Source organism: Devosia equisanguinis (assembly GCF_900631955.1).
Taxonomy (GTDB): domain Bacteria; phylum Pseudomonadota; class Alphaproteobacteria; order Rhizobiales; family Devosiaceae; genus Devosia; species Devosia equisanguinis.
In genome coordinates this window covers 161,588-176,522 of record NZ_UZWD01000009.1, presented here as the reverse complement: position 1 = coordinate 176,522, position 14,935 = coordinate 161,588, and the positions used below count along the sequence as shown (strand labels likewise).

At 59.9% G+C, this 14,935-nt stretch carries 16 protein-coding genes, 1 tRNA gene and 1 pseudogene; 12 read left to right on the top strand and 6 right to left on the bottom strand.

Translation table 11 applies throughout. From position 1 onward, the window contains the following. Positions 1 to 122: 122 nt before the first annotated feature. Together DEVEQU_RS03590 and DEVEQU_RS03585 are read left to right on the top strand one after the other, a co-directional pair. The gene (locus DEVEQU_RS03590; protein WP_164550223.1) at positions 123 to 1,172 is read left to right on the top strand and encodes a nucleoid-associated protein; all 1,050 of its coding nucleotides are present in this window, start codon (positions 123 to 125) and stop codon (positions 1,170 to 1,172) included. Next, a complete protein-coding gene (locus DEVEQU_RS03585; RefSeq protein ID WP_126149194.1) occupies positions 1,135 to 2,643 on the top strand; it encodes a hypothetical protein in 1,509 nt (502 codons plus the stop codon). The genes DEVEQU_RS03590 and DEVEQU_RS03585 overlap by 38 nt, the downstream gene beginning before the upstream one ends. A 337-nt stretch (positions 2,644 to 2,980) precedes the next feature. Here the strand turns inward: DEVEQU_RS03585 and DEVEQU_RS03580 are convergent, their stop codons facing one another. Both DEVEQU_RS03580 and DEVEQU_RS03575 read right to left on the bottom strand, forming a co-directional pair. Next, a complete protein-coding gene (locus tag DEVEQU_RS03580; protein ID WP_126149193.1) occupies positions 2,981 to 4,252 on the bottom strand; it encodes a tyrosine-type recombinase/integrase in 1,272 nt (423 codons plus the stop codon). A gap of 186 nt (positions 4,253 to 4,438) precedes the next feature. Beyond that, a tRNA-Thr gene (locus DEVEQU_RS03575) sits at positions 4,439 to 4,513 on the bottom strand. 410 nt (positions 4,514 to 4,923) lie between these two features. Here DEVEQU_RS03575 and murA point away from each other — a divergent pair. Further along, a complete protein-coding gene (gene murA, locus DEVEQU_RS03570) occupies positions 4,924 to 6,216 on the top strand; it encodes a UDP-N-acetylglucosamine 1-carboxyvinyltransferase (RefSeq protein ID WP_126149192.1) in 1,293 nt (430 codons plus the stop codon). 65 nt (positions 6,217 to 6,281) lie between these two features. Here the strand turns inward: murA and DEVEQU_RS03565 are convergent, their stop codons facing one another. Then, on the bottom strand, positions 6,282 to 7,778 hold the full coding sequence (locus tag DEVEQU_RS03565; protein WP_126149191.1) for an FAD-binding oxidoreductase: 1,497 nt from the start codon (positions 7,776 to 7,778) through the stop codon (positions 6,282 to 6,284). Positions 7,779 to 7,963: 185 nt separating this feature from the next. On the opposite strand from DEVEQU_RS03565, the gene DEVEQU_RS03560 reads away from it, so the two are divergent. From DEVEQU_RS03560 to yacG, 7 genes and pseudogenes are all read left to right on the top strand, one after another. Next, positions 7,964 to 8,395 carry a DUF2948 family protein gene (locus DEVEQU_RS03560; protein WP_126149190.1) on the top strand — a complete coding sequence of 144 codons (432 nt, stop codon included), beginning with the start codon at positions 7,964 to 7,966 and terminating at the stop codon, positions 8,393 to 8,395. Positions 8,396 to 8,408: 13 nt separating this feature from the next. Continuing rightward, positions 8,409 to 9,701, top strand: a complete 1,293-nt coding sequence (gene hisD, locus DEVEQU_RS03555; protein WP_126149189.1) for a histidinol dehydrogenase — start codon at positions 8,409 to 8,411, stop codon at positions 9,699 to 9,701. Positions 9,702 to 9,709: 8 nt separating this feature from the next. Then, positions 9,710 to 10,183 (top strand): annotated as a pseudogene (locus DEVEQU_RS20070) (UPF0262 family protein); the annotation flags it as partial. Between the two features lie 6 nt (positions 10,184 to 10,189). Beyond that, positions 10,190 to 10,669 carry an arsenate reductase/protein-tyrosine-phosphatase family protein gene (locus DEVEQU_RS20065; RefSeq protein WP_223214087.1) on the top strand — a complete coding sequence of 160 codons (480 nt, stop codon included), beginning with the start codon at positions 10,190 to 10,192 and terminating at the stop codon, positions 10,667 to 10,669. Between the two features lie 76 nt (positions 10,670 to 10,745). Then, the gene (gene infA, locus DEVEQU_RS03545; RefSeq protein WP_046103343.1) at positions 10,746 to 10,964 is read left to right on the top strand and encodes a translation initiation factor IF-1; all 219 of its coding nucleotides are present in this window, start codon (positions 10,746 to 10,748) and stop codon (positions 10,962 to 10,964) included. Positions 10,965 to 10,973: 9 nt separating this feature from the next. Then, the gene (locus tag DEVEQU_RS03540; protein ID WP_126149187.1) at positions 10,974 to 11,612 is read left to right on the top strand and encodes a Maf-like protein; all 639 of its coding nucleotides are present in this window, start codon (positions 10,974 to 10,976) and stop codon (positions 11,610 to 11,612) included. Further along, the gene (yacG, locus tag DEVEQU_RS03535) at positions 11,612 to 11,788 is read left to right on the top strand and encodes a DNA gyrase inhibitor YacG (protein WP_126149186.1); all 177 of its coding nucleotides are present in this window, start codon (positions 11,612 to 11,614) and stop codon (positions 11,786 to 11,788) included. Before DEVEQU_RS03540 ends, yacG begins: the two co-directional genes overlap by 1 nt. A gap of 9 nt (positions 11,789 to 11,797) precedes the next feature. Here the strand turns inward: yacG and DEVEQU_RS03530 are convergent, their stop codons facing one another. From DEVEQU_RS03530 to DEVEQU_RS03520, 3 genes are all read right to left on the bottom strand, one after another. After that, positions 11,798 to 12,376, bottom strand: a complete 579-nt coding sequence (locus DEVEQU_RS03530) for a TadE/TadG family type IV pilus assembly protein (RefSeq protein ID WP_164550222.1) — start codon at positions 12,374 to 12,376, stop codon at positions 11,798 to 11,800. After that, positions 12,376 to 12,936, bottom strand: a complete 561-nt coding sequence (locus tag DEVEQU_RS03525) for a TadE/TadG family type IV pilus assembly protein (protein ID WP_126149184.1) — start codon at positions 12,934 to 12,936, stop codon at positions 12,376 to 12,378. The genes DEVEQU_RS03530 and DEVEQU_RS03525 overlap by 1 nt, the downstream gene beginning before the upstream one ends. 126 nt (positions 12,937 to 13,062) lie before the next feature. Beyond that, complete coding sequence (locus DEVEQU_RS03520) at positions 13,063 to 13,512, bottom strand: pilus assembly protein N-terminal domain-containing protein (RefSeq protein WP_126149183.1); 450 nt, start codon at positions 13,510 to 13,512, stop codon at positions 13,063 to 13,065. Between the two features lie 386 nt (positions 13,513 to 13,898). Here DEVEQU_RS03520 and DEVEQU_RS03515 point away from each other — a divergent pair, with 386 nt between their 5' ends. Together DEVEQU_RS03515 and DEVEQU_RS03510 are read left to right on the top strand one after the other, a co-directional pair. Next, on the top strand, positions 13,899 to 14,114 hold the full coding sequence (locus tag DEVEQU_RS03515; RefSeq protein WP_126149182.1) for a Flp family type IVb pilin: 216 nt from the start codon (positions 13,899 to 13,901) through the stop codon (positions 14,112 to 14,114). A 122-nt stretch (positions 14,115 to 14,236) separates the two neighbouring features. After that, the gene (locus DEVEQU_RS03510) at positions 14,237 to 14,737 is read left to right on the top strand and encodes an A24 family peptidase (RefSeq protein ID WP_126149181.1); all 501 of its coding nucleotides are present in this window, start codon (positions 14,237 to 14,239) and stop codon (positions 14,735 to 14,737) included. Positions 14,738 to 14,935: the final 198 nt, after the last annotated feature.

The following is a 14,935-nucleotide window of genomic DNA, read 5'->3' as shown; positions in this document are numbered from 1 at the left end:
CACGCTCCACGCCATCGTCGCCAACCACAAGCAGAACCGCATCAACGAATTGCTCCCTTGGAACTTTGCGGCCAAGGTGTGACCGGCACATCGCCTACATAGAATTGAGCCGGGGGACAGGTTTGAGCTTTTTCACAGATGCCGAGCTAGGCGCTTTATCGATCAAGCGGACGATACTGCATGTCGTCAGTGCCAAAGATAAGTTCCAACCACAGAGAGAGCTGACTGGTGGGGAGCATCTGGAGTTCTTCCTGGACAGGATTATCGGCTCCGCGATCAGCAGCGTGCACCGGTTCGAAGAGAACTCTGGCATCAAGGCGATCATAGCCAGGATGGCGAAGGATGAGGTGAGCTTTGAAAAGGGCGCCCAGGAATTGTCGCGTCAGTTTTCCAAGGATCACGTGAGAAGCGCAAACAACGGCGCTTTCTTCGTGTTCGAACTGAGCGGCGGCGATCCAAATGTCCGGCTCTATAGCCTCATCAAATACGACTACCGGCCGGTTATTGAGTTATATGCCGATAAAGGTCGAAACGCGCTGCGCCAGATCGTTCAGGCCTTCATCAAGGAGAAACGCGCAATTCAAAAATCGTGCCTGGTTCGAGCGATAGGCGGGGAAGTCGACGCGGAAGTTTCGACGTTCGATCGCATGGGCGACGCTCCAGATCTCACCGACTACTTCGCAGCCTATCTGGATGTTGTACGCGACCGAGACGATGCGGAACTCAGTACGCGGCTCAACGAGGTCATACGAAAAACACTGCAGACCTGCCGGGACCTGTTGCCGAACGCAGACGTCCCCAAGGCCGTGGCTGCTACCAAGGACTCTCTTCGCGGGCGAGACACAGTTGATGAAGATGCCATTCGTGAGGCGATCTTCGTCGCGTCGGGCACGACAGACGAGCCGGCGAGAGCTGAACTCGAGAAGGTTTTGAACCGGCAATTGAAGGATAGAAAGCTGGTCGGCGTCAGCTTTAAACCTACCACCGCCTCGTTGAGAAGGGCGCCGCGACAATTGATCAAAACGGCTGAGGATGTGGTGCTCGAGTATCCCGGAGAGCAGGAAAACCGAGCAGTGACACGTGTACAGAACGGGGATGGCGGATGGACGATAACGATCAAAACGAGCACCAAGCTTGTTGAAGATGTCACTATTGCTGACAAAACTCGCTGAGACCCTTGACGGATGGTCAGACGACGGACGGGCGCTCATCACGGAAACCGAGACCGTCCTGGTAGCTGCGCGGCTGAGCGCCGTCGATACCCATGCCCTGGTCGAACTCGCTGCTACGTTGACTTGGGCTGTAACGATCGAGGATCGCTCGGGCGATTATGTCCAGCAGGATTACATTGACGACGACTTTGGGCCTTTCAAGGTATTGGTCTCCAAGCCACCTACCAGTGACCGCGTCAATTCAATTGTGACCAACGCAGGATTCGCAGACTGGCTGTCCCGTGCTCCCGCAACCCCTGCGGTCCAGGTCGTTAGACTGACGGGCGTCATTGAGACGCTTGCGGTGAGGATGGCACCTTGGGGTGACGACGATACTTCGTTTGTGCCGACGCGCTTTCCCGCGAACCCTCGCAAGGTTGTCAGAGAATTCGGCGGTCACCGCGTTGTACCCGAATATCTTGGACCATGGGTAATGGCCGACACCTCAGATCTACTTCCAGATGATAAAGCAGCCACGGTCTGGATAAATTCGGCGGCCACGATGCTGATGATGGCGTTGGCAAATGAACTGGAAGACGAGCGAACCCTGGTTTTCAGGGGGCCGCCCCTGGCGAAATACTTGCTGCCGGCTCCCGGATCTCAGACGTTCGATCACAATGTTTTTCGTCATCTGCAGGACGCCGGACGTTGGGTTTTCGAGTTCGAGCAAGAGATGGAAACCAGGCATGCCCTAATGGCCTCGGAGTTGGCGCGCACCAATGTCGGTAGCGGCGACGCGGCGGCACTCTTTTCTGGTGGGACAAAATCCGGTCTGGAAGGCGCCAAGATCGCTCACCAGCTAGGTTTACACAAGATTAGCATGGATTCCCTCAAAGCCATGGCCGACTTGCGCAAAGCTGTCGCCGATGAAGCTACCAAATTGGCAGATGCGACTCGTCAACTCGCGGCTGCAGTTGCTACCGCATTGTTCGCGGGTGTGGGGGTTATTACTGCTCGCCTTACCGTACCTATGAACGGCCCGATCGTTACCACCGCTGTAGTAGTTCTTGCCGTAGTTTTATGCCTGTATGTAGGCGCAGTGATACTTAGTGGCTGGCAATTCGTGCGCATCCAGTCCGATTTGCGGCTGCTATGGCGCAGTAAGCTATATCGCTTCCTGCCGAAAGATGACTATGAGGCACTGGTCTCTGGTCCGGCCGGCCGGGCGGAGCGTGGCTTTAAGACGGCTGCCTGGATCGGAGGCGGACTAGCTGCTACTTTACTGGCATCCGTACTCGTCGTCGCATTCTTCGGTCCGGCGGCGATTCCTCTGGGTGTGAATACGTCAAGCAATCCTGCTGAGCCGGTGTCCGACATTGATGGAGCGACACCGCCTGAGATCGATTCGCGTACAGAAGGCTCACCAACTCGCAGCACAGGTGAAGAGGGTAGTCCGAAATTTATCGGACCGCCATTCCTTGTAAATCGGTAATGGCCTCAGCGATGAGGCGAGCCAGAGCGTTTGATCCAGCAGCCCGCATGAGAACATCCCCAACTCCGAGGTCACATTTTTGGGCTGGAGCTATGAGCCCCATCGGACCGCAAAATGTGCGCGCATTCTGTTCGGGTTATACCGCGCAAGTTGGGAGTGGCTATTTGGCACCTTGATAGGAGCGTTGAGCCTGTAGGTAGCTGTTCTGGCCCTGCGATGAGTTTCGGGGCAGCTAAGGCTGCGGAGGTCGACCCGTCAGAAAGCAGGAGCGTGGAACATTTCATGTTACATACACGGCTAGTGTTGTGCCCGCCGTCCCGCGAGGTAAGAGGTTGCGTCAGAAGCCTCCCTCAAGCCGCTGCGCCACATCATCCGGCACTACGTCCGAATAGTACATCTCGATCATTTTTACCGAGGTTCGCATGTTGATGGCGAGCGTGTAGATGTCAGTGCCTTTGCGGAGCTGGTTTGTCGCATAGGTATGCCGGAAGCTGTAGGCGGAACGGGGACGACCGAACGCGTTAGTTTTCAACCCTGTGGCTTCCAGCAGGTTGTTTAGGCTCTTCTTGTAGCTCTGAGCGCGTCCGCCATCGATGTTGGTGAACACAGCGTCGGTCGGTTCCGGTGCACGACCAAACTGCGTCTTGAACGCATCCCAAAGCGCCACGAACGCGCCGAGCGCTTCCACGTTTGGAACAAGACGTTGCGGGGATTTGCCCTTGCCATAGGCAACGATGCGAATGCGGGCCTCTTTAATGGCGGTCTTGCGGGCTACGTCTAATCCCTCGACGTTCGCCCAACTGAGGTTATGCAGTTCGGTAGGACGCATGCCTGTATGAACAGCGACCTGGATGAAGCCCCAGAGCATCAGGCGCTCAAACCGGGTCTTGGCATCCACCATTCGCTGTGGTTCGTCGGGTTTCCCGACAAAGGCAATGCGGCTCATCGCTTCGGTCAACAGCGTCGCCATTTCGGCGTCGGTGAATGACGGTCGCTTGTTTCTGGGCGCGGTGGCCAATTCCGGTGCAGGGATATCAGCCGCTTTAATGTAGCCAAGCGTGACCGCCTGCTTGAACACGTTGCGAAGAGTTACGGCCTCGCGCCGGAGTGTGGATAGTGCCGGCTCGATATGCTGAACCGGCCGAGAAAACTGCTTCCCATCTCGCTCGTATTTGATCGCGTATTCGTCCTTACCCGGCCCGGTGGTCCAGTACTGACGACGCCACTTTAGGTACTCCTGCACCTTGGCGTGGGTGATCGAAGTTATCGTCTTCTTCCCGAAATATGGAACCAGATAACGGTCGATGATGCCCTTGTCGTGAAAGTACTTGGTGTCATGCTTCGGGTCAGTAGCCCTGAGCCTGTCAAGCCGATCAAGGTATTGCTGGGCCAATTTGCTGAAGGAGGTTTTCCCCTGTAAAACTCCTGCCTCTGCCGACCAAACTGCTCTTTGGTACTCTCGTTCGGCTAGCGCGCGAGCTAGCTCGAAATCTGGCGTTTTCAGGCCGATCCGCTTTTGGCCGTGGCCGATGATAGAAAACCGCATCCACCAGTTTGGGCTGTCCTTGCGCTGGAACAGCTCATAGGGGCGTTTGTCGATAGCATTCATGCTGGCACCCTTCGACTTTATGCGGTGTGTCGATGTGCTAGGGCCGTGCTAACACGGGCACAATCTACCCGCTAAGTCCTTGAAATTTATGAACGGGCAAAAGACGTGCTACCCGCGTGCTAGCGGTAAAGCCGATGACGTGCAGTCGCAACCGAAGGGATAACTAATTGAATTTTTTGGGAAAACTGGTGCTGCCGGACAGGATTGAACTGTCGGCCTCTCCCTTACCAAGGGAGTGCTCTACCACTGAGCTACGGCAGCATCTTTTGGGTCGGCGCTGGTGGTTCTTTGCGGCGACGGGGGCTCCTTTGCCATAGCGTTTCTCTCGACGCAAGGCCAAAAAGCGCCTATCACCGCCTTCGTTGACTCGAAGGCCAGGAAGGTTGATGGGCAAATCGGACGAAGCACAGCTGCGTGAGCAAAGATTGGCCGCAAAGCTGCGTGAAAACCTGAAGCGTCGCAAGGAACAGGCTCGGGCTCGCTCGGCTCGAGAGACTGACCCGGCCCCCGGAACGGACACGGACAAGAAACCGTAAACCATTTTCGGGCGATTCTAGCGTCGTCACACTTTCGCAGAGAGCGGCTGGTCTAGCTTACGTGGCAACGAAGACCTCGCCTACCTCCCACAAAAGGTAGAAGGCCCCGCGGGGCCGTTATTGAGGAACCATTTTATGGATCGTATTCGTTTGGTCGGCGGCAATGAACTGCGCGGAGAGATTGCCATCTCCGGGGCCAAGAACGCCGCCCTCCCCCTGATGATCGCCTCGCTGCTCAGCGATGAGCCGCTGGTGCTCACCAATGTGCCGCGCTTGGCCGACGTCAAGCAGCTGGAACGGATCCTGGAGAATCACGGCGTCGATATCGCCGTGCATGGCCGCCGTCGCGGCGAGGACGAGGGCGTCGGCCAGCGCATGACCTTTCATGCCGCCGATATCGTCGACACCACCGCGCCCTATGACCTCGTCTCCAAGATGCGCGCCAGCTTCTGGGTGATCGGACCACTGCTGGCCCGCTGCCACGAAGCCCGTGTGTCGCTGCCGGGCGGCTGTGCCATCGGCACGCGGCCGGTGGATCTGTTCCTGCACGGCCTCAAGGCGCTGGGTGCCGAAATCGACATCGATGACGGCTATGTGGTGGCCAAGGCGCCCAAGGGTGGCCTGGTCGGCGCCACGGTCAATTTCCCCAAGGTTTCCGTAGGCGCCACCCACACCATCCTGATGGCAGCGACGCTGGCGCGCGGCACCACGGTGATCGAGAATGCGGCGCAGGAGCCGGAGATCACCAATGTCGCCGAATGCCTCGTGGCCATGGGCGCCAAGATTTCGGGCATCGGCACGCGTACCTTGACCATCGAGGGTGTGGAAAAACTCCACGGCGCCACCGTTGCGGTGATTCCCGACCGGATCGAGACCGGCACTTTCGCCATGGCGGCCGCAATGACCGGCGGCGATGTGCTGCTCAAGGGCGCCGAGCCCGCCCATCTGCAGGCAGCGCTCGATATCCTGGCCGGCACCGGCGTCGAATTGTCGGTGGAGCCCGGCGGACTGCGCGTGCGTCGCAACGGCAATGGCATCATGGCGGTGGATGTGGAAACCGATCCCTTCCCCGGCTTCCCCACCGATCTGCAGGCGCAGTTCATGGCCTTGATGACCATGAGCAGCGGCGTCAGCCAGATTCGCGAGACCATTTTCGAGAATCGCTACATGCATGTGGCCGAGCTCGCACGCTTCGGCGCCGATATTTCGGTCAATGGCCAGGTGGCAACCGTCACCGGCCGGCCGCAGCTCAAGGGCGCCCAGGTGATGGCAACCGATCTGCGTGCCTCGGTATCGCTCGTCATTGCGGGTCTCGCCGCCAAGGGCGAGACGGTGGTCAACCGCATCTATCACCTTGATCGCGGCTTCGAGCGCCTCGAAGACAAGCTCTCCAATTGCGGCGCCGTGATCGAACGCGTCGCCGGCTAAGGCTTATTGTCCCTTGAAACATTAGGCCCTGCACCGGAAACGGTGCGGGGCGTTTTTCATCGCGATCAGATCGACTGGCCGTAGCGGAACAGATTGGTCGGATCGTACTTTGCCTTGACTGCCTCGAGGCGGGGAAGATTGGCGCCATAATAGCGCTGGCGCCAATCGACCAGCGAAGCGTCCGGAAAATTCTGAAAGGCGCCGACCCCACCCCCGCCATTGACCTCGCCATAAAGCGCGTCCTGCCAATCCATGGCGTGGCGCACCACGTGGGGACGCGAGAGATCATCCTCGCTCCAGCTGAGATTGACCACGTTGAGCCAGTGACTGTCGCGATGCACGAAGGCGGTGGCGTCGGCTGCGATCTCGTTGATCCGGCCACCGGTCTGAAAGAAAACGAGATTGGCCGCGGCGCCGGTGCCGGGCCAGCTGGCCATGGCGTCGATGCCGGCGGCGAGAAAATCGCGGCTGGGCGCAGTGCCGAGAAAGGCCGAGCGCTCCCGGAACCAGGCCGGCTCGCCTGCATCGGCCAGGAACGCCTGGCCATCCCAATAGGAACGCTCCTGAATATCGCTGAAATCGGGCGCGCCAACTGCCAGCACCGGAGCGATCAGGGCCAGAAATTCATCCTTGCTGCCGGCATATTGCCCGAGCAGGGTGAGCGGCACCTGGCGTCCGCGCGCGCCTGTCGTCGGCGTAACACCGCCCAGCGAAATACGGGTACCCAGACCATGCGGCGCCGTGTCGGCGACTTCAAACAGGGCCGTGGCAATGCCGAGCACATTGCGGCGCCAGACGATGCGGAACACCGTCATCGCGGCGTCGGCGGGATGGGTGTTGAGCGTAAAGGCGGTGCTGACGCCGAAATTGCCGCCGGCGCCGCCGCGAATGGCCCAGAACAGATCAGGGTCCTGTTCATCCGAAAGCTGGCGGATTTCGCCATCGGCGGTGACGATCTCGGCGCTGAGCACGGCGTCGCACCCCATGCCCAGCCGCCGCATGTTGAAGCCGATGCCGCCGCCCAGCAAAAAGCCACCGGCGCCGACAGTGGGGCAACGACCATGGGTGATCATCCGGCCATTAGCGTCGAGCGCTTCATAGAGATTGCCATTGATGACGCCCGCTCCGATGGTCACCCGGCCCGTCGCCGCGTCGGCGGTGATGGTGTCCATGTCGCGCATGTCGATGATGAGATCGTGCGAGGTGGAAAAACCCGAATAGGAGTGGCCGCCGCCACGGATGGCGAAGGGCATGTCGTAGTCGCGGCACCATTTTACGGTGTCGGCGACCATTTCCGGCGTGCGGCAATAGGCGATGCCGGCGGGTCGCACCTCGGCGAAGCGCAGATTGTTCGGCATGGCGGCGCCGTCATAGTCGCTATCGGTCGGCCGGGTCAGGCCATCGCCCAGAATGCGCGCCAGCACCTGCCAGCGGTCCGGTCCCGTGGCGGCGGCAAGCGGAGTCGCTTGTTCGGCCAGCGCAGGCGGCAGGGCCAAAGCCCCCAGAGCCGCCGAACCGGTGGCCAGAAACTGCCGCCGCGAAACCGTCCCACCAAAGACCATTGCCCTGCCCTCCTCGGCTTTCGGCCTCTGCATGGCACAGGTGCCGTTAAATCCAGGTGCATTTTGTCCCTCGGAATGATGCCAAGTCCTTGCCATGCGCATTGCTCCCCTTGGCGCAAACTTGTAGATCGGCAATAACGTGACCAGATAGGGTGACTTCACCCTGACAAAGGCCATTACCGCGCATGACCGACCTGAAACTTCTCGCGCTCGATTCGGAAGATCTCGAAGTCGTCTCCGCCCATGTTCAGGATGCGGTGATCCGCGTATCCGACATGGGCTATGCCAAGGGCGATAGACGCTTCGCGCTGTTGATGAACCGCTTCGACTGGAGCACCGGACAACCCCGCGGCAAAGGCGTTCGCAAGCGTGCGGGCATGCATTTCAACGCCGTCAACCACGTCGCCTATGCTGGGTTCGATCCGGCGGCGCCCGAAGGCGTGCTCGAGCTGCTCGCCATCCATTTCACGCCCAGTGATGCGCCAGCCGGCACCATCGAGCTCAGCTTTTCCGGCGGCGGCACGGTACGGCTCGGGGTCGACTATATCGAAGCGCGCCTTGCCGATCTGGGCGCAGCCTGGGCCGCTTCGGCCAAGCCCGCCCACTCTCTCGACTGACGAAAGTCCGCTTATGCCTCTTCGCCTCGACAGCGCCGACACCGATTTCGAACAGCGCTTTTCTGACCTTCTTGCCGGCAAACGCGAGGCCAGCCAGGAAGTCGGCGATGTGGTGGCCGGCATCATCGCCGATGTGCGCAAGCGCGGCGACGAAGCGGTGGTGGAACTGACCAACCGCTTCGACAAGGCGGATGTATCGGCCCAAACCCTGCGCTTCACGCCCGAGGAAATTGCAGCGGCCTCCGCAAGGGTGACGCCGGAGGTGCGGGCGGCACTGCAGACCGCCCATGACCGCATCAAGGCGCATCACGAAAAGCAGAAGCCGGTCGACCACGTCTACACCGACGATATCGGGGTGACGCTGGGCTCGCGCTGGACTGCGGTCGACGCCGTCGGCATCTATGTGCCCGGTGGCCTGGCCTCCTATCCTTCATCCGTGCTGATGAATGCGGTGCCTGCCCATGTGGCGGGGGTCAAGCGCATTGCCATGGTGGTCCCCACCCCGAACGGCCATTATTCGCCCGCCATCCTCGCGGCAGCCGAGATTGCCGGCGTTACCGAGATTTACCGCATCGGCGGCGCGCAGGCGGTGGCCGCCCTTGCTTACGGCACCGCGACCATTCCACGTGTCGACAAGGTGGTGGGCCCGGGCAATGCCTATGTCGCCGCCGCCAAGCGGCAGGTGTTCGGGCAGGTGGGCATCGACATGATTGCCGGCCCCTCCGAAGTTCTCGTCATTGCCGATGGCTCGGCCAACCCGGCATGGGTCGCGGCCGACCTTATTGCCCAGGCCGAACATGGCGGCGGTGCGCAGTCGATCCTCGTCACGACGGACCCGGGCCTAGCCGATGCCGTGGCGGCCGAAGTCGACCGCCAATTGAGTCTGTTGCCAAAACAGTCGATTGCCCGGGAAGGTTGGGAAGAGTTCGGTGCCATCATCACCGTTGACTCGCTCGACATCGCGACCGAATTGGCCAATCGCATTGCCTCTGAGCATGTGGAACTGGCGGTGGACGATCCGCAATCGCTGGTGCCTGCCATACGCCATGCGGGCGCGATCTTTCTGGGCCATCATACGCCAGAGGCCATTGGCGACTATGTCGGCGGCTCCAACCATGTGTTGCCCACGGCACGGTCGGCGCGCTTCGCCTCGGGGCTGGGCGTGCTCGACTTCGTCAAGCGCACCTCAATTCTGGGGTGCACGCCGTCTTCGCTGTCGGCACTGGCCGATGCCGCGGTAACCATCGCCGAGGTGGAGGCGCTCGACGGCCATGGCCGCTCCATTTCCATTCGTCTCAATCGGTGAGCGTATCCATGGGTACAGAGCAGAAGGTGACCGACAAGGACAGGCTCGTCACCGTCACGCTCGACCCCAATACCATTACCTCGATCAATCCCGACGAAGTGCATGAATGGCGGATCGCCATTTATGACCTGCTCGAGGACAACAGCTTCCGCCCGGCTCGCGTCGCGGCGGAAGGTCCGTTCGCCCTTCACGTCTCCATTGTCGGCAATTTCATTGTGCTCGACGTGCGTGATCCTGAAACCTTCAAGCCGATCGCCGCGCACTATCTCTCGCTCACCCCGTTCCGACGCTTGATTCGCGACTATTTCCGCATTCGCGACGCCTATTACGAGGCCATCCGCTCGGCCCAGCCGTTCCAGATCGAGACCGTCGACATGGCCCGGCGGGGCATGCATAACGAGGCCGCCGAGCTGTTGCGGACGCGGCTGACCAACAAGCTGATCATCGATCTCAACACGGCGCGTCGCCTGTTCACGCTCATCTGCGCGGTGCAGCCCTATGCCAGCCGCATCGACGAGGCGACCAGCGAACTGCCCACTGTGCTGTTCGTTTGCTCGATGAACTCGGTGCGCTCCCCCATTGCCGCAGCGCTGGCGCGCCAGGCTTTCCCGGGCCGCGTCATTGCCCGCTCGGTGGGCGTAAATGGCGGCAAGGCCGATGGTTTCGTGCATGAGGTGATGGAAGAGATCGGCATTGATATGTCGATCCACACGCCCCATATCCTCGACGAACTGGTTGCCAACCATTTCGATCTCGTCATCACCCTTTCCGACGACGCCCCCGAGGCCGTCGAACGCAAGGGGCTCGAGGCCGGCGCCATCGAGCATTGGAAGGTCGAAGATCCGTCCCTTGTCGAGGGCAGTCGCGAGCTGGTTCTCAACGCTTATCGCGAGCTTCGAGACGGTTTGAGACGGCGTGTGCGCGAGCGTTTGGAACCCTTGGTTTCCGGTGGTTCACAAACCGGTTGATTTGCAGTAGGTTCCGCCCAAATTTACGGCCCTGCCCGCCCTTTCTGCGCGGCTCGGGGCCTTCCCAGGAGAAAGTATGGCCAAGGAAGAAGTGCTCGAATTTCCGGGCGTGGTCACCGAATTGCTTCCCAACGCGACCTTTCGGGTCAAGCTGGAAAACGATCACGAGATTATCGCCCACACTGCCGGTCGCATGCGCAAGAACCGCATCCGCGTTCTCGCCGGCGACAAGGTGCTGTGCGAAATGACCCCTTACGACCTCACCAAGGGTCGCATTACCTATCGCTTCAAGTGATCTGAGCGCATGTCCAGCCGTCCCGACCTGATCCTGGCATCCGCCTCGCCGCGCCGGCTGGCCCTGCTGAACCAGGTGGGCGTGGAGCCGGAGCATCTGGTGCCAGCCCATGTGGACGAGACGCCGGAAAAGGGCGAGCTGCCCCGCAAATTGGCGCAGCGCCTCGCCGACCTCAAAGCCCTCACCGCACAGCACAAGGCGCGCATTGCCGGCTTCGGCTCCAATGCGCTGGTTCTTGGTGCGGACACGGTGGTGGCCGTGGGTCGGCGCATCCTGCCCAAGGCCGAGACAATGGAGGAGGCGACCGATTGCCTGCGCCTGCTCTCTGGGCGTTCACATCGCGTTTATACTGGGGTCACACTCATTACCCCTTCGGGCGCAAAGCGTCAGCGCTTGGTCGAGACCCGCATCCGTTTCAAGCGCCTCTCCAATCGCGAGATGGAGGCCTATCTGGCCAGCGCCGAATGGCGCGACAAGGCCGGTGGCTACGCCATCCAGGGCATTGCCGGGGCATTTGTTGTAAAGATGTCAGGATCTTACACCGGTGTCGTCGGCTTGCCGCTCAACGAAGTCACCCAGCTTCTGGCCGGTGAAGGCTATCCCGTCCATTTCAACTGGCTCAACCAATCGAGCCATTCAGGCGTGTGATGAACACCCCTGCCGCCAAGAAATGTCCCATTTGCGGCAAGTCCGCAGTGGAGAAATTCAAGCCATTCTGCTCAAAACGCTGCGCCGACGTCGACCTCAACCGCTGGCTCAGCGGCAGCTACGCCATTCCCGCACGCGATGATGAGCCACAGGCAGACGGCGACGAGGAGATCTAGTCTCGCCAATTACGGCACAGTAATTATGCCACCGAAACGGGGCAGGTAAAAACCGGATCGGTAGAGATTGACCGGCTGGTCGAAGACGATCCCGTAGAGCGGAGTGTAGGAATAGGTCGCCTCCGCAGCAATCACCATATGCCCCTTGGCAATATCGATCATCGCTTGCGGCAGCGGATAGGCGCTGTCGCGCGGATATTGAGTGCCAACGGTATAATCGCTTGCCCCTCCCACATATTCGCGCGACCAAGCGACCTTGGCCTCGCCGGAGCTGGAGACGGAGATGGCTGTTACGACCTGACGCACCTTGCTGGCGTCATAAGGGGTCATGATGCCGCTGGCGGCGCTGAAGAAATCGCGCATCTGGGCGCGAGTCAGACTGGTATTGGTACGTGAGACAAGGTCTCCCATCGACGAAGCGACGGATTGCACCTTGCGATCCATTGAGATCAGCGCACTCGCCTCCATGGTGCCGATATAGACCAGCAGCATGACCGGCAGGATCAGGGCAAATTCGACGGCAGCAGAGCCTTTTCTGGCACGCAGGAAGCGGGTGAACATGGCGGGCTTCTTGACAAACGGACGCATCAGAACGGCTCGTTCTGGAATACGGTCGCGGTCCCGATCAGGCGCCGGCCATCGCCAAGGTTGGACATGCCAAGCGGGCCAGCCTGCAGATAGACCGGATAGCGATAATGCACCTGCACCAGGACGACACTGCGCGAGCCGCCGGGTTGCCATACCTCCGGCACGAGCCAGTCGCAGTTCTCCGCGCAAGTGGGATCGACGGGTGGCACGACCGTGGCGGATTGGAAATTCACCACTTCGGCCACACGTACATGCAGACCCGAGCAATCGGCATAGAGATTGTAAAGCCGATCGCAGACAGCGGCACGGAATGTGTCGATCGACGTTGTCGGATTGAACTGGCCGGTACGAATACTGCGCGCAGCGTCGTTGACGGCGCTTTCTAGCACCTGGCTGGCCAAAAAAATCACCGATGTCTGGAGGATGCCCGCGACAATCAGAAAGAAGGGAAAGGACAATAGAGCGAACTCAATTGCCGTCGCGCCATCCTCATTGCGCATGAAGCGGCGACGCCAGGCCCTGCCCGATCTTGCGGATTTGTTTAACAACCCTGTCGCCATGCCCCACGCGCCTCGTCTGCCACAAACCTAGGTGGGCAGAGCTAATCATTGGTTAGAACGCGCCGAATTGGGGCAGTTTCGGCAGAGACAGTTGCCAGCCGGTTAAGTCATGCCCGAAGGTCTTGGTCAGTTGGCTGTCGATTGCACGAGCTGCGAGGAGGCCAGCGCGGTGCTGGAAAAGCCATTGTCGTCACCCATCATCACCAAGGGCTGGCAAACCGGCGCGCAGGCGATACTGGTGCGGCGCTGCCCCTGGTAAACGGTCGTCACTCCCGCCTGCATCTGCGCGACTTCAACCAGGGTGTCGGCAATCGGCTGGCCAGAGCTGTCGAGGATGATGAGATTGGTCTGGCCGTAACTCTTGCCGGTCAGGATCAGTGTCAGTGGATCCTGAATGGTGACGTCGGCAATGCCAGGGTTGCCGACGATAACAGTTGCCGCCGGCGCGCTGATGCGCAGCACGCGCGCCATATTGACGTTCACATTGATGGGGGCGCCATCCTGGGCAATGGCCGGCGCCGGTGACAGCGAGCCAGCCATGGCAAGACCGATAAGGGCGGCTATAAATCGAGACATGGCGACATTCCGGCAACTGATACGCAGGCCCTACGATCTGACAGAATGGTAAATACTTCGAAAACGAGTAATCCAAGTCCTCGGCACCGCCAAACCGGCAGGCACAGGTCCATATGAGTATCGCACCGGAGGCGCCAGCACAGTGGAAGCGCCCTATACTATATATGGACAAACTAAAGCTGCAAATGTTGCGGATAGCAATTGATAAAAGACAAATCTTCTCATTAACCTATTGTCGACTATGAATAATGGGAGGCTCCATCGCGACCGGATCGGTGCGCCGATTAACGCTCTTTCAATAGGTCAGGGCTAGGGTTTGCTCATGTTCGTTGTGTGACGTGTCCGACATAGCCGTCACCCGAGAACGTGTAAAAAGGAGCCTGGGAATGAACATTTTCGCACGTTTCGCGCAGGACGAGTCGGGCGCGACCGCAATCGAATACGGCCTGATCGCCGCACTTATCTCCGTTGGTATCATCGTCGCCGCGCAGGCGCTGGGTGGTAACCTCGGCAGCCTGTTCAACGGCATTTCTGATGTGCTGGGTGACAGCGTAAACAACATGAATACGCCAGCCGCACCGGCCGCTGGTGGCGGCAGCTAATAGTTGCCGGCAACAAGCCGCTAGATTTGAGGGAGGCCACGAGGCCTCCCTTTTTATTTTGAGCTTTGTTAACCGCGCTTTGGCAGGGTGAGTAGACGCCTGATTGTTACGAGTCCACCGCCATGTCCACGATCGCCCTGTTGATCTTTCCGCTGCTGATGGCTTTTGCCGCATCGTCCGATCTATTGACCATGCGGATCTCCAACAAACTGGTGCTGTTGCTGGTCGCCAGCTTCTTCGTCGTTGCCATCGCCATCAACCTGCCGCTGCAGCAATTTGCCATGCATGTGCTGTGTGCGCTGGCGGTGCTGGCTGTGGCGTTCGGGCTTTTTGCTCTGGGCTGGATCGGCGGCGGTGACGCCAAACTCGCGGCGGCGACCACCCTCTGGCTCGGCTTTGGGTTGGCCCTGCCCTATCTCGTCTACACAGCCCTGTTCGGCGGCGTCCTGACGCTGCTGATCCTGGTTTTGCGCCGCGTGCCACTCACCCCGTTTCTGGCGCGCTATCGCTGGCTCGAGCGGCTGCATGACAGCAAGCAGGGCATCCCCTATGGTATCGCCATGGCGGTCGCCGGGCTGATGACCTATTCGCATTCGGCCATCTTCCTCCACCTCACTGCCTGATCTTCGCAGCTCTTTCAGCGGGCTTTCAAGGGTCGTGCCATGCACGACCCTTTTGCATTTTGGCGTCACCTCATCAGTAAAACGACGAACAGCGGGCGTCTTCATTCGCAAAACGCAAGCATTCACAGTTCATTAACCTATCCTGAAAAGGAGCGATTAACTAAACTTTGACCCTTTCACTCCATAGTCGATCCGGTG